Below are 13,983 nucleotides of genomic sequence, written 5' to 3'. Positions count from 1 at the left end.
GGTAGCGACATGAAAGCTATCGGTACGGAAATATTACAGACAGATCGTTTAATCTTGCGAAGATTTTTGGAAAGTGATGCAGAAGCCATGTTTCAGAATTGGGCTTCGTCCGCTGAAAATCTGACCTATGTCACCTGGGATCCTCATCCTGATGTCGAGGTGACTCGAAATTCGATTCGTAACTGGGTTACTTCCTATGATAATCCCAACTATTATAAATGGGCCATTTGCCTCAAAGAAAAACCTGAGCAAGTGATAGGAGATATTAGCATCGTTGAAATGGATGAGAATGATTCTTCTTGTGAAATTGGCTATGTTTTAGGAAAAAACTATTGGGGTCGTGGTATGATGACGGAGGCTTTGAAAGCTGTCTTGGACTTTTGTTTTACTCAAGCAGGTTTTCAAAATGTTAGAGCACGATATGCTAGTCTCAATCCAGCTTCAGGTCGTGTCATGGAGAAGGCTGGAATGTCCTATTTAAAAACAATTGTCAATGGTGTAGAGAGAAAAGGCTATCTGGCGGACCTAATTTATTATCAGATAAGTAGGGAAGACTAGTGAAATTTCTTTTCAGTTTCCATCAAAGTCAGACTTTGTCTGGCTTTTTTTGCAACTTTTTTACATAACCTGATTAAATCCCTATTTTTCCCTATCATTGTCCCTGTTTTTTCTGGAGTTTTGGGGCTATAATAGTCCTATCAAATCAAAGAATGGAGGAAGGCAATGGATAATATAATCTTTTTTATCAGTGTTTTTCTTGCTGGAATTCTTTCCTTCTTTTCTCCTTGTATTTTACCCTTGTTACCGGTTTATGCAGGGGTCTTGTTGGATGAAAAAGATGGTTCTCAGGCTTCTAGTGGAAAATATTCAATCTCACTTGTTAGTTTATTACGAACTCTAGCCTTTATAGTGGGGATTTCCTTTGTTTTTATCTTACTAGGCTATGGAGCTGGTTTTTTAGGAAATTTATTGTATGCATCTTGGTTTCAGTATGTGACGGGTGCTGTTATCATTCTCTTGGGCTTGCACCAGATGGAAATCTTACATTTGCAGGGGCTTTACAAGGAAAGAAGGCTACAATTAAAGAGACAGGTGCAAAAGGGGAACGGCTATAGTCGGGCATTTTTACTGGGGTTAACCTTTAGTTTTGCTTGGACGCCATGTGTGGGGCCGGTTCTGGGTTCTGTTTTAGCCTTGGCGGCTTCAGGTGGTTCAGGAGCTTGGCAGGGAGCTGGTCTCATGTTGGTTTACACGCTGGGCTTGGCACTACCATTTTTGGTTCTAGCTCTCGCCTCCAGCTATGTTTTGAAACATTTCCGAAAACTCCATCCTTATCTCGGAACCCTCAAAAAAGTGGGCGGTTTCCTCATTATCGTGATGGGAATCTTGGTGCTTTTGGGGAATGCTTCCATTTTGACTACATTATTTGAATAGAGAGGAAAAAGAAATGAAAAAATGGCAAACATGTCTCCTTGGAGTAGGCTCAATCTGTTGCTTGGCAGCCTGTTCAGCTAAAAATATGTCAGACCAATCTACTATGAAGGAGCAAACAAAAACAGAACAAGTCAGTTCGCAAACTGCCACTAAAGGTCAAGCAGTCGCTGATTTTGAACTGACAGGTGTAGATGGAAAGACCTACCGCTTGTCTGATTACAAGGGCAAGAAAGTTTATCTCAAATTCTGGGCTTCTTGGTGTTCTATCTGTCTGGCTAGTCTTCCAGATACGGATGAAATTGCTAAGGATGCTGGAGACGACTATGTAGTTTTGACAGTGGTCTCTCCTGGACATAAGGGGGAACAAGCAGAAGCTGACTTTAAGAACTGGTACAAGGGCTTGGATTATAAAAATTTCCCAGTTCTAATTGATCCATCAGGCAAACTTTTGGAAAGTTATGGTGTCCGTTCTTACCCAACTCAAGCCTTTATAGACAAGGAAGGCAAGCTGGTCAAAACGCAACCAGGTTTTATGGATAAGGATATGATTTTAAAGACATTGAAAGAAATGGGGTAGAGAAAGGTCATGAATGATAAAGTAAAATTGTTTGTCTTGGCAGGGATTTTTTTCCTAGCCATAACCGGTTTCTATTTTCTATTGATGCGAAATGCAGGGCAGACAGATACCTCGCAAATTGAGAAAGCGTCAGTTAGCCAAGGAGGAAAAACAGTGAAAAAAACAGAAGTGAGTAAAGAGGCAGACTTGCACGAAATTTATCTAGCTGGGGGATGTTTCTGGGGAGTTGAGGAATACTTCTCACGCGTGCCCGGAGTGACAGATGCTGTTTCAGGCTATGCAAACGGTAGAGGGGAAACAACCAAGTACGAATTGATTAACCAAACAGGTCATGCGGAGACTGTACATGTCACCTATGATGCCAAGCAAATTTCCCTCAAGGAAATCCTGCTTCATTACTTCCGCATCATTAATCCAACCAGCAAAAATAAACAAGGAAATGATGTGGGTACCCAGTACCGTACTGGTGTTTATTACACAGATGACAAAGATTTAGAGGTGATTAACCAAGTCTTTGATGAGGTGGCTAAGAAATACGACCAACCTCTAGCAGTTGAAAAGGAAACCTTGAAGAATTTTGTGGTGGCTGAGGACTATCACCAAGACTACCTCAAGAAAAATCCAAATGGCTACTGTCATATCAATGTCAATCAGGCTGCCTATCCCGTCATCGATGCCAGCAAATATCCCAAACCAAGCGATGAGGAATTGAAAAAGACCCTGTCACCTGAGGAGTATGCAGTTACCCAGAAAAATCAAACAGAACGTGCTTTCTCAAACCGTTACTGGGATAAATTTGAATCTGGTATCTATGTAGATGTGGCAACTGGCGAACCTCTCTTTTCATCAAAGGACAAGTTCGAGTCTGGTTGCGGCTGGCCTAGTTTCACCCAGCCAATCAGTCCAGATGTTGCTACCTACAAGGAAGATAAATCTTACAATATGACACGCATGGAAGTGAGAAGCCGAGTCGGAGATTCTCACCTTGGCCATGTCTTTACGGATGGACCACAGGACAAGGGTGGCTTGCGCTACTGTATCAATAGTCTCTCTATTCGCTTCATTCCCAAAGACCAAATGGAAGAAAAAGGCTACGCTTATTTACTAGATTACGTTGATTAAGAGGGCTTTCCTAAGCAGTTAGAGGAGAATTTTGCTATACTGATACTAGTAAGTGACAAAGGAGAGAAGCATGACCTATACAATCTTAATCGTAGAAGATGAATATCTGGTAAGACAAGGATTGACCAAGCTGGTCAATGTAGCAGCCTACGATATGGAAATCATCGGTCAAGCTGAAAATGGAAGGCAGGCTTGGGAATTGATACAAAAGCAGGTGCCAGATATTATTTTAACCGATATCAACATGCCTCAGCTGAATGGCATCCAGTTGGCCAGTCTGGTCCGAGAAACCTATCCTCAGGTGCATTTGGTCTTTTTAACAGGTTACGATGATTTTGATTATGCTTTGTCTGCTGTCAAACTAGGTGTGGATGATTACCTACTCAAGCCCTTTTCTCGTCAGGATATCGAGGAAATGCTGGGGAAAATCAAGCAAAAGTTGGACAAAGAAGAGAAAGAAGAGCAGTTACAAGATCTATTGACTGATAAGTTTGAGGGAAATATGGCCCAGAAAATCCAGTCCCATCTGGCTGATAGCCAGTTTAGTTTAAAGTCTTTAGCAAATGACTTAGGCTTTAGTCCGACTTATCTGAGTTCTTTGATTAAGAAAGAGTTGGGCCTGCCTTTTCAGGATTATTTGGTGCGAGAACGTGTCAAACAAGCCAAACTCTTGCTTCTGACAACGGATTTAAAGATTTATGAGATCGCAGAGAAAGTTGGTTTTGAAGATATGAACTATTTTACCCAACGCTTTAAACAGATTGCGGGTGTGACACCTCGTCAGTTTAAGAAGGGGGAAGGTCGATGAAACGTTCTTCTCTCTTAGTCAGAATGGTTATTTCCATCTTTCTGGTCTTTCTCATTCTCCTAGCTCTGGTTGGGACTTTCTACTATCAATCTAGTTCTTCAGCCATTGAGGCTAGCATTGAGGGCAATAGTCAAACGACTATCAGTCAGACTAGCCACTTTATCCAGTCTTATATCAAAAAATTAGAAACCACCTCGACCAGTTTGACCCAGCAGACGGATGTCCTAGCCTATGCTGAGAATCCCAGTCAAGACAAGGTCAAGGGAATCCGAGATCTATTTTTGACTATCTTAAAGGCAGACCAGGACTTGAAAGCTGTTGTGCTGGTAACCAAGTCTGGTCAGCTCATTTCTACAGATGACAGTGTGCAGATGAAAACTTCTTCTGATATGATGGCTGAGGATTGGTACCAAAAGGCCATTCATCAGGGAGCCATGCCAGTTTTGACACCAGCTCGTAAATCAGATAGCCAGTGGGTCATTTCTGTCACTCAGGAACTTGTTGATGCAAAGGGAGCTAATCTGGGTGTGCTTCGTTTGGATATTTCTTATGAAACTCTGGAAGCCTATCTTAACCAACTTCAGTTGGGTCAGCAGGGCTTTGCCTTTATCATCAATGAAAACCATGAATTTGTTTATCATCCTCAACATACAGTTTATAGTTCGTCTAGCGAAATGGAGGCCATGAACCCCTATATTGAGACAGGGCAGGGTTATACTCCAGACCACCAATCCTATGTCAGTCAAGAAAAGATTGCTGGAACTGATTGGACGGTTCTGGGTGTGTCTTCGTTGGAGAAGTTAGATCAGGTTCGGAGTCAACTCATGTGGACCTTGCTTGGGGCTAGTGTCACATCTCTTCTTGCCTGTCTCTGCTTGGTGTGGTTCAGTCTCAAACGTTGGATTGCTCCCTTGAAGGATTTGAGAGAAACTATGCTGGAGATTGCTTCTGGTAATCAGAATCTTCGTGCCAAGGAAACTGGTGCCCATGAACTGAGAGAAGTGACTCGCCAGTTCAATGCTATGTTGGATCAGATTGATCAGTTGATGGCAGCTATTCGCAGGCAGGAAGAAACAACCCGTCAGTATGAACTTCAAGCCTTGTCGAGCCAGATTAATCCGCATTTCCTCTATAATACCTTGGACACCATCATCTGGATGGCAGAATTTCAGGACAGTCAGAGAGTGGTTCAAGTGACCAAGTCCTTGGCTACCTACTTCCGCTTGGCGCTCAATCAAGGCAAGGATTTGATTTGCCTGTATGACGAAATCAACCATGTCCGCCAGTATCTCTTTATCCAGAAACAACGCTATGGAGATAAACTGGAATACGAAATTAATGAAAATCCTGCCTTTGATAATCTAGTCTTGCCCAAGCTGGTGTTGCAACCTCTAGTAGAAAATGCTCTTTACCATGGCATCAAGGAGAAAGAAGGTCAGGGTCATATTAGAGTCTCTGTCCAGAAACAGGATTCAGGATTGGTCATCCGCATTGAGGATGATGGCGTTGGTTTCCAAGCTACTGGCGATAGTAGTCAAAGTCAACTCAAACGTGGGGGAGTTGGTCTTCAAAATGTTGATCAACGGCTCAAACTTCACTTTGGAGAAGATTACCAAATGAAGATTGATTCTATTCCCTCAAAAGGGACGACAGTTGAAATATACATAAATAGAATAGAAACTAGCTAACTCCCAGTCAATTCTGGGAGTTTTATGCGTAATTGGGCAAGCATTCTAGGTTGTCTATCTTGCTAAAACGTAGAAAAAACGATATGATAGATAATGACAAAAGAGGTATCAAGTATGAAGGAAAAAGACATTCAAAGAGACACAAGCCAGATTGTAAAAGATGTATTAGAAAAGGCCAATTTGAAGCAAGGATCTATCTTTGTTTTGGGCCTTTCTTCTAGTGAAGTGATAGGTGGTCAGATTGGCAAGGAATCCAGTCAAGAAATTGGGGAAATCATTGTGAAGACCATCCTAGATATCCTAGAGGAAAAAGGAATTCATCTAGCTGTTCAAGGTTGTGAACATGTCAATCGGGCCCTCGTCGTTGAACGTCAGTTGGCAGAGCAGTTTGGTCTGGAAATCGTCAGTGTCCTTCCTACTCTCCATGCAGGAGGTTCAGGTCAGTTGGCAGCCTTCAAGTTTATGCAAGATCCAGTTGAGGTTGAATTTATCAAGGCTCATGCTGGATTGGATATCGGAGACACTGCAATTGGTATGCATGTCAAGCATGTTCAGGTTCCGATTCGCCCTCTTTTGAGAGAAATTGGGCATGCCCATGTAACGGCTCTTGCTAGCCGTCCAAAATTAATTGGAGGTGCGCGTGCGCATTATCCACAAGATTCTATCAGAAAGTCATGAGAATGAGAAAAACAAAACAACAACTAGAAAAAATCACTAAATATTCCATTCGTAAGCTAACTGTTGGGGTAGGTCCTGTAGCCATTGGGGCCTTCCTTTTTGGTGCAAGTGCCCTTTCAGTAGATAAGGTTCAGGCCAATGAAGTTGGTGGTGCTCATAGTGTTCATTACCGTTATTTGGCGGAGCAGGAATTGACCGATTCTGAAAAAGCCCTGATTCATCATGAGGTTCCTGCAGAATTTCAAGATGATGATATTCTTTATGTAGTTTATCGTAAGAAGGCAACTACCAGTCAACAACTTCCTTACACAGGAAGCAAGGAAGTCGCTCTAGCAGGTCTTGGCTTGGCAACAGCTTCTCTAGCAGTCTTTTTGGTGTCTAAAAAAGGTCGTAGAGAAGTTCTAGGTGTTCTATTGATTGGTTCTTTAGGAGCCAGTACCTTTGTACCTTATGGGACATTCGCATTTGAAAATAAAGAATTGCTTTCTTATAACCAAACTATTTCAGCCTCTACACATGAAGGCTTGGCTGAAGGGATTATCCACATTGATGGCTATGAATACATTGGCTACTTCAAGGAAGCAGAACTCCATCCATTAAGACCAGATTCAGCAGAACAGCCTCAGTTTCCAGTAGAAAAGCAAAATGCAAATGAAATCGAGAGAACAGAAGTCGTTCAAGAAAGACCTGCTGTTGCTCCAGAAACTATCGTTGAGAATCCAGTAGTAGAGACTCCAGTTGCTCCTGCTATTGAAGAAAAACCAGTTTCTGAGAAGCCTCAGACAATACAGGAAGAGAGCTTGGTGGAGATTCCTTTTGAAACAATCACAAGCCCAGATGCGAATCTAGCAGAAGGACAGACTCATATCGTCACAGCTGGAGTAAAGGGTCAGCGTCGCCTTGTAAGCAAAGTTTCAATGGTCAACGGTCAAGAAGTTAGAGAAGTCATCGAAGACCAAGTAGTCCAAAATCCTGTGTCGCAAGTCATTGCAGTCGGAACGAAGAAAGAGGTGCAACCTGCTCCAACTCCAGTACCACAAGCTGAACCAACGCATCAGGTAGCTAAAGGGACGCAAGAGGAAGGTAAAACTGGCCAAGCCTTAACACAACCTGAATTGCCAGAGGCTCCAGTTGAAGTAAAAGGAACTCAAGAAGAAGGTAAGGTAGGACAAGCTCTGACGCAACCAGAACTACCAGAGTATCATGAAGCCAAAGGTGTTCAAGAAGTAAAAGAAGGCGAGAAGCAAGGCCAAGCTTTAGTACAGCCAGAACTTCCTGGATATAAAGAACCAGTTTCAACAAAGGGAACTCAAGAACCTGGTCAAGAAGGTCAAGCACCAGTACAAGAAGTAAACCCAGAATATAAAGTAACAACAGGTACAGTTGAGAAGTCTACCGAAAGTGAATTAGATTTCACAACAGAAGTAGTTCCAGACGATACAAAATATGTAGATGAAGAAGTTGTTGAACGCGAAGGTTCTAAAGGAGTTCAAGTTACCAAAACAACTTACGAAACAGTGGAAGGTGTGGAAACAGACAAAGTCCTTTCTACAACTACAGAAGTAAAAACTCCTGCTGTTCCTAAAGTCGTTAAAAAAGGAACAAAGCCAGTTGAAGGAACAGTAGTTGAAACAAGAGAAGAAGTCATTCCTTTTGAAACCAAAGAACAAGAAGATGACACTTTAAAACGCGGAACAAGACAAGTAGCTCAAAAAGGTGTAGAAGGTAAGAAACAAATTACTGAAATCTATAAAACGATTCGTGGAGAAAAAACAAATGAAGCTCCAACAGTAGAAGAAACAGTTCTCCAAGCACCTCAAGATGAAATTATCAAAAAAGGTACAAAAGGTTTAGGAAAACCAACCTTAGAATGGGCTAACACAGATAAAGATGTCTTGAAGAAGAGCGCTACAGCTAGTTATACATTGAATAAACCAGCTGGAGTAGAAATCAAATCGATTAAAGTAGCTCTGAAAGATAAGACTGGACAAGTTGTTAAAGAAGTGACAGTAGAAGAAAATAAATTACAAGCTACTTTAGACAACTTGAAATATTATCAAGGCTATACATTATCCACAACGATGGTCTATGATCGAGGCGAAGGCGAAGAAACTGAAACATTAGAAGATAAAGAAATTCAGTTAGACCTTAAAAAAGTTGAAATCAAAAACATCAAAGAAACAAGCTTGATGAGTGTGGACGCTGATGGAAACGAAACAGATACTAGTTTGCTTACAGAAAAACCAGCTGATGTTGCTCCCTTATATTTGCGTGTAACCACTCATGATAACAAAACAACAAGACTTGCGGTAAGTTCTGTTGAAGAAGTTGTTGTTGATGGAAAAACATTGTACAAAGTTGTAGCAAAAGCTCCAGACTTAGTTCAACGTAAAGCTGATGATACATTTAGCGAAGAGTATGTTCATTATTTTGAAAAACAATCACCAAAAGTAGGCAATGTGTACTACAACTTCAATGAACTTGTAAAAGATATGCAAGCTAATCCAACGGGTGAGTTTAAACTTGGTGCAGATTTGAATGCTGTGAATGTTCCGACTCCGAATAAACAATACGTGACGAACATCTTTAAAGGTAAGTTGTATAGTGAAGGAGATAAACGTTATACCATTCACAACCTAGCTCGTCCGTTGTTCAATCGTGTGGAAAATGCCCATATTCATGATATTAACTTTGGTAATGTGAATATTAATATGCCTTGGGCTAATAAGACAGCACCGCTTGGTGATATGTTTAAAAAGTCAACGATTGAAAACATTAAAGTAACAGGTAATGTTGTAGGTAACAATGATGTTACTGGTATGGTCAATAAACTTGATGAATCAAACATGCGTAATGTAGCCTTTATTGGTAACATTACAAGTGTAGGTAATGCAGGATGGTGGTCTGGTGGCCTTGTTAGTGAAAGCTGGAGAAGTAACACAGACAATTCTTATATCGACGCCTATATTAAAGGTAATAAAGCTAAAGTTGGTGGCCTTGTTGCTAAATTAAATCACGGTGACAATCCGATGGATGTTAGCGCATGGGGCCGTTTGAAAAATTCTGTAGCAAAAGGTACAATTGACGTCAAAGAACCTCTTGAAACAGGTGGACTACTTCATTCTAACTGGTCGTGGGGACTTGCTGAAAACAACGTTACTATGATGAAAGTGAAGAATGGTGGTGAGATTCTTTACGGTTCTCGTGATGCAGAGGATGATGATTACTTTGGTGCAAACTGGGTTCGAAATAATAATGTATTCGTTAATGGTGTAAGTGAAGGTAAACAATCATATTCTCGCTCTAGTCGTTGGAAGGGTATTTCCCAAGAAGAAGCCGATGCCAGAATTGCTAAAATGGGAATTACTGCACATGAATATACAATAACTGAACATTTTGTAGATAAGTTAAACCATAAGGCAACAAAAGCAGATACTTACAAATCTACTCAAGATTATGACGTATCTCGTGAACTTGCTTACCGTAATATTGAAAAACTTCAACCATTCTACAACAAAGAATGGATTGTAAATCAAGGTAATAAGATTCCTGCAAATTCTAAATTACTAAATACGGAAGTTTTATCTGTTACAGGTATGAAAGATGGACAATTTGTGACCGATTTATCAGATGCTGACCATATTATGATTCATTACGCTGATAAGACGAAAGAAATTAAGGCTATTACACAAAAAGAATCTAAGGTTCAACAAGTTCGTGAATATAGTATTGAAGGATTAGGTGATGTTGTCTATACACCAAACATGGTTGTTAAAGATCGTGCAAATTTGATTAATGATATCAAAGCTAAATTAGCTTCTGTTGAACTTGATTCAGATGAAGTTCGTAAGATTAATAACAATCCTAAGATGTTATACATGGAGGAAAGCTTCAAAGAAGTTAAAGATAATCTTGATGCTTTAGTTAAAGCTTTAGTTGAAAATGAAGACCATCAATTAAATACGGACGAAGCAGCTAAACGTGCATTGATTAAAAAAGTTGAAGATAACAAAGCTAAAATTATGATGGCACTTACTTACCTCAATCGTTATTATGGAATTGAATATGGTGACTTGAACATTAAGAATATGATGATGTTTAAACCAGACTTCTATGGTAAGACACCAAGTGTTATTGACAGATTGATTCGAATTGGCTCGCAAGAAAAGAATTTAAAGGGTGATAGAACTCAAGATGCATACCGTGAAATTATTGCAGGAGACACTGGTAAAGGTGATTTACGTAGTTTCTTAGATTATAATATGCGTCTCTTCACAAATGATACAGATCTTAACGACTGGTTTATTCACTCAGCGAAAAATGTTTATGTTGTAGAACCTGAAACAACAAATCCAGACTTTAAAAATAAACGTCATCGTGTCTTTGATGGTCTGAATAATAATATGCATGCACGTATGATTTTACCATTATTGAACTTGAAGAAAGCACATATCTTTATGATTTCAACCTATAATACTATGGCTTATAGTTCATTTGAAAAATATGGTAAAAATACGGAAGCTGAACGTGAAGCTTTCAAAGAACGTATTAATTATGTAGCTAAAGCACAACAAACATACTTAGACTTCTGGTCACGTCTTGCACTTCCGAATGTTCGAGATAGACTGCTTAAGAGCCAAAATATGGTTCCTACACCTGTATGGGATAATCAAGCTTATGCGGGTATTAAGGATGCTAATCGTCGTGGATATGGTACAGATGGTAAGGTAGCGACACCAATTCGTGAGTTATTTGGTCCAACAGATAGATGGCATCAAATTAATTGGAATATGGGAGCGATGGCTAAAGTCTATGCAAAACCATATGAAGATGAACAAGTTTTCTTCATGGTAACAAATATGTTAGAGGACTTTGGTATTTCAGCATTTACACATGAAACAACTCACGTAAATGACCGTATGGCATATCTTGGTGGTCATGGACATCGTCAAGGTACAGATCTTGAAGCGTACGCGCAGGGTATGTTACAAACGCCTGATAAATCAACTTCAAATGGTGAATATGGAGCATTAGGGGTTAATATGGCTTATCATCGTCAAAATGACGGAAATCAATGGTATAACCCAGATCCTGAAAAATTACAGACTCGTGAACAAATTGATCACTATATGAAGAATTACAATGATGCTCTTATGATGTTAGATCATCTTGAGGCTGATGCTGTATTACCGCAGTTAAATGGAAATACGAGTCGCTGGTTCAAGAAAATGGATCGACAATATCGTAATGGAAATTCAGGCCATCAGTTCGATAAAATTCGTGAGTTGACAGAGGATGAGAAAAAAGTAGCAATCAATACTATTGATGATTTAATTACTAATAACCTAATGACGAAACATGGTGCTCCTGGTGATGGTACTTATAATCCAACGGACTTTGGGTCTGCTTATGTCAATATGAACATGATGACTGGTATCTATGGTGGAAATACAAGTACAGGTGCTCCTGGTGCGGCATCCTTTAAACACAATACATTCCGTATGTGGGGTTACTTCGGATATGAGAATGGATTTGTTGGATATGCTTCTAGTAAGTATCAAGATGCAGCTAATAAAGAAAATAATAAGATGTTAGGTGATGACTTCATTATCAAGAAAGTTTCTAATAACAGATTTAGTACTCTTGAAGAATGGAAAAAAACTTATTATCAAGAAGTGAAAGCAAAAGCTGACAAAGGATTTACTGCAATTGAAATTGATGGTAAACAAATTACTAATTATGCTGAGCTAAAAGTCTTATTTGATAAGGCGGTTGAGGCTGATCTAGCAGGTGGAGGAACAGCTAAAACTGTAGAGCTTAAATCAAAAGTCTTTAAAGCACTTCTTAAGAATACAGACGGATTCTCAGGAAATCTTTTTAAAGCATAGATTGTATTAAATAGATGAGTAAAAGGTAGATTAAGTTTTTCTTGATCTGCCTTTTTATGCTATACTTGAAATATGCATAGAAAAACAGTGATTGATTTTAGGGCTTTGGGGGAGAGATACATCTTTACCCAGCCGATTAAAGAGTTAAAAACGAGAGATGTAGAAGAAGTGGCAGATTTGCTGGCACAAGTGGAAAGCTACCAAGAGCAAGGCTATTATGTGGTGGGCTATGTCAGCTACGAGGCTGCACCTGCTTTTGAGGAGAAATTAGCAGTTCACAAAGCGCCTTTACTGGCAGAGTACCTGCTATATTTTACCGTTCATGATAGCGTAGAAACTTCACCTATTCCTCTGACTTATGATGAGGTTGATTTGCCTTCAAATTGGCAGGAAGTAACGTCTGCAGAGGACTATGAAAAGGCGATTGCCCAGATTCATCATCATTTGCGGCAGGGGGACACCTACCAGGTAAACTACACCGTACAACTAAAACAAGACTTAAGTGCTAATCCTTTTGCCATCTACAATCGTATGGTGGTAGAGCAGGAGGCGGGTTACAATGCTTATGTTGAACATGATGAGATGGCAGTGATTTCCATGAGTCCAGAGCTCTTTTTTGAGCAAAATGGCCGCGAGTTGACAACGCGACCAATGAAGGGAACGACTCAGCGTGCCATGACTGACCAAGAAGACCTTGCCCAAGCTAGTTGGTTAGAACAGGATCCCAAAAATCGCTCTGAAAATATGATGATTGTGGACCTCTTGCGCAACGATATGAACCGTATTTCTGAAGTGGGAAGTGAGCATGTGGAGCGTTTGTGTCAAGTGGAGCAGTATTCAACTGTTTGGCAGATGACTTCGACTATCAAGAGTCGGTTGCGAGAGGATGTTGACCTTGTTGAAATCTTCCGTTCTCTTTTTCCTTGTGGTTCCATAACGGGAGCTCCGAAAATTGCGACAATGGAGATTATAAAGGACTTGGAGCCACAACCACGCGGAGTCTACTGTGGAACGATTGGTCTCTTGCTTCCAAATGGACGACGGATTTTTAATGTTGCTATCCGAACTATTCAACTGTATCAAGGGAAAGCCATCTATGGAGTAGGTGGCGGTATTACATGGGATAGCACTTGGGAATCTGAATACCGAGAGGTTCATCAAAAGGCGGCAGTTCTCTATCGTAAACAAGCTCGTTTCCAACTGATTACGACTGGAAAAATCAGTCAGAAGAGCTTGCTGTTTGAGAATCAACATATAGAAAGGCTGAGAACAGCTAGTCGGTATTTTGCTTTTCCTTTTGATGCAGAAGACTTGAAACAAAAGATAGAAGAAGAGTGTCGAGCTTGTGATTATCGCCAAGACTATCGATTGCGAATTTCTCTCGGCAAGTCTGGAGAGATAGAACTCAGTCGTCAAGTATTAACACCTCTTGGTCCAAGTTTTTGTCAGGCCAAACTTTGTCTGCAAGAAGCTAATTTGCAACAAGCCTTTACCTACTTCAAAACAAGCTACCGACCTCACTTGAGCCTAGGGGAACAAGAGAAGATTTACCATAATCAAAGAGGAGAATTGCTTGAAACCTCTATTGGAAATTTGGTTCTGAAAATCGCTGGGAAACTCTACACACCGTCTATCCGACTGGGAATCTTACCAGGAATTTACCGTCAACATTTGCTGGAAACAGGACAGATAGAAGAGAAAGTCTTGACCTTGGCAGATTTAGTCCAAGCAGAAGCTATTTACGGCTGTAATGCAGTGAGAGCCTTGTATAAGTTAAGCCTTTAGGAG

General features: G+C 40.4%; 9 protein-coding genes. All 9 read left to right on the top strand.

What is annotated here, in order from left to right:
- Positions 1-9 precede the first annotated feature (9 nt).
- The 9 genes from M1G05_RS04760 (at position 10) to pabB (ending at position 13,980) form a co-directional block, all read left to right on the top strand.
- Positions 10-558, top strand: a complete 549-nt coding sequence (locus tag M1G05_RS04760) for a GNAT family N-acetyltransferase (protein ID WP_247953219.1) — start codon at positions 10-12, stop codon at positions 556-558.
- 165 nt (positions 559-723) lie between these two features.
- Complete coding sequence (gene ccdA2 / locus M1G05_RS04755; protein WP_247953218.1) at positions 724-1,434, top strand: cytochrome c biogenesis CcdA family protein; 711 nt, start codon at positions 724-726, stop codon at positions 1,432-1,434.
- A 13-nt stretch (positions 1,435-1,447) separates the two neighbouring features.
- Positions 1,448-2,011, top strand: a complete 564-nt coding sequence (locus tag M1G05_RS04750; RefSeq protein ID WP_247953217.1) for a redoxin family protein — start codon at positions 1,448-1,450, stop codon at positions 2,009-2,011.
- 9 nt (positions 2,012-2,020) lie between these two features.
- Positions 2,021-3,133, top strand: coding sequence for a peptide-methionine (R)-S-oxide reductase MsrB (gene msrB / locus M1G05_RS04745; protein ID WP_247953216.1), 1,113 nt, complete (start codon positions 2,021-2,023; stop codon positions 3,131-3,133).
- 70 nt (positions 3,134-3,203) lie between these two features.
- Positions 3,204-3,941 carry a response regulator transcription factor gene (locus M1G05_RS04740; protein ID WP_000222625.1) on the top strand — a complete coding sequence of 246 codons (738 nt, stop codon included), beginning with the start codon at positions 3,204-3,206 and terminating at the stop codon, positions 3,939-3,941.
- A complete protein-coding gene (locus M1G05_RS04735; protein ID WP_247953215.1) occupies positions 3,938-5,629 on the top strand; it encodes a cache domain-containing sensor histidine kinase in 1,692 nt (563 codons plus the stop codon). The genes M1G05_RS04740 and M1G05_RS04735 overlap by 4 nt, the downstream gene beginning before the upstream one ends.
- A 114-nt stretch (positions 5,630-5,743) precedes the next feature.
- Positions 5,744-6,307 (top strand): TIGR01440 family protein, encoded by a 564-nt coding sequence (locus M1G05_RS04730; RefSeq protein WP_247953214.1) that lies wholly within the window; start codon positions 5,744-5,746, stop codon positions 6,305-6,307.
- 2 nt (positions 6,308-6,309) lie between these two features.
- Positions 6,310-12,195, top strand: coding sequence for a ZmpA/ZmpB/ZmpC family metallo-endopeptidase (locus tag M1G05_RS04725; RefSeq protein WP_247953213.1), 5,886 nt, complete (start codon positions 6,310-6,312; stop codon positions 12,193-12,195).
- Positions 12,196-12,267: 72 nt separating this feature from the next.
- Positions 12,268-13,980 carry an aminodeoxychorismate synthase component I gene (pabB, locus tag M1G05_RS04720; protein ID WP_247953212.1) on the top strand — a complete coding sequence of 571 codons (1,713 nt, stop codon included), beginning with the start codon at positions 12,268-12,270 and terminating at the stop codon, positions 13,978-13,980.
- Positions 13,981-13,983: the final 3 nt, after the last annotated feature.

This window comes from Streptococcus mitis (genome assembly GCF_023109515.1).
Classification (GTDB): Bacteria; Bacillota; Bacilli; order Lactobacillales; family Streptococcaceae; genus Streptococcus; species Streptococcus mitis_CS.
Note: the sequence above shows the minus strand (reverse complement) of the source record. Positions and strands in the feature narration are given on the sequence as shown.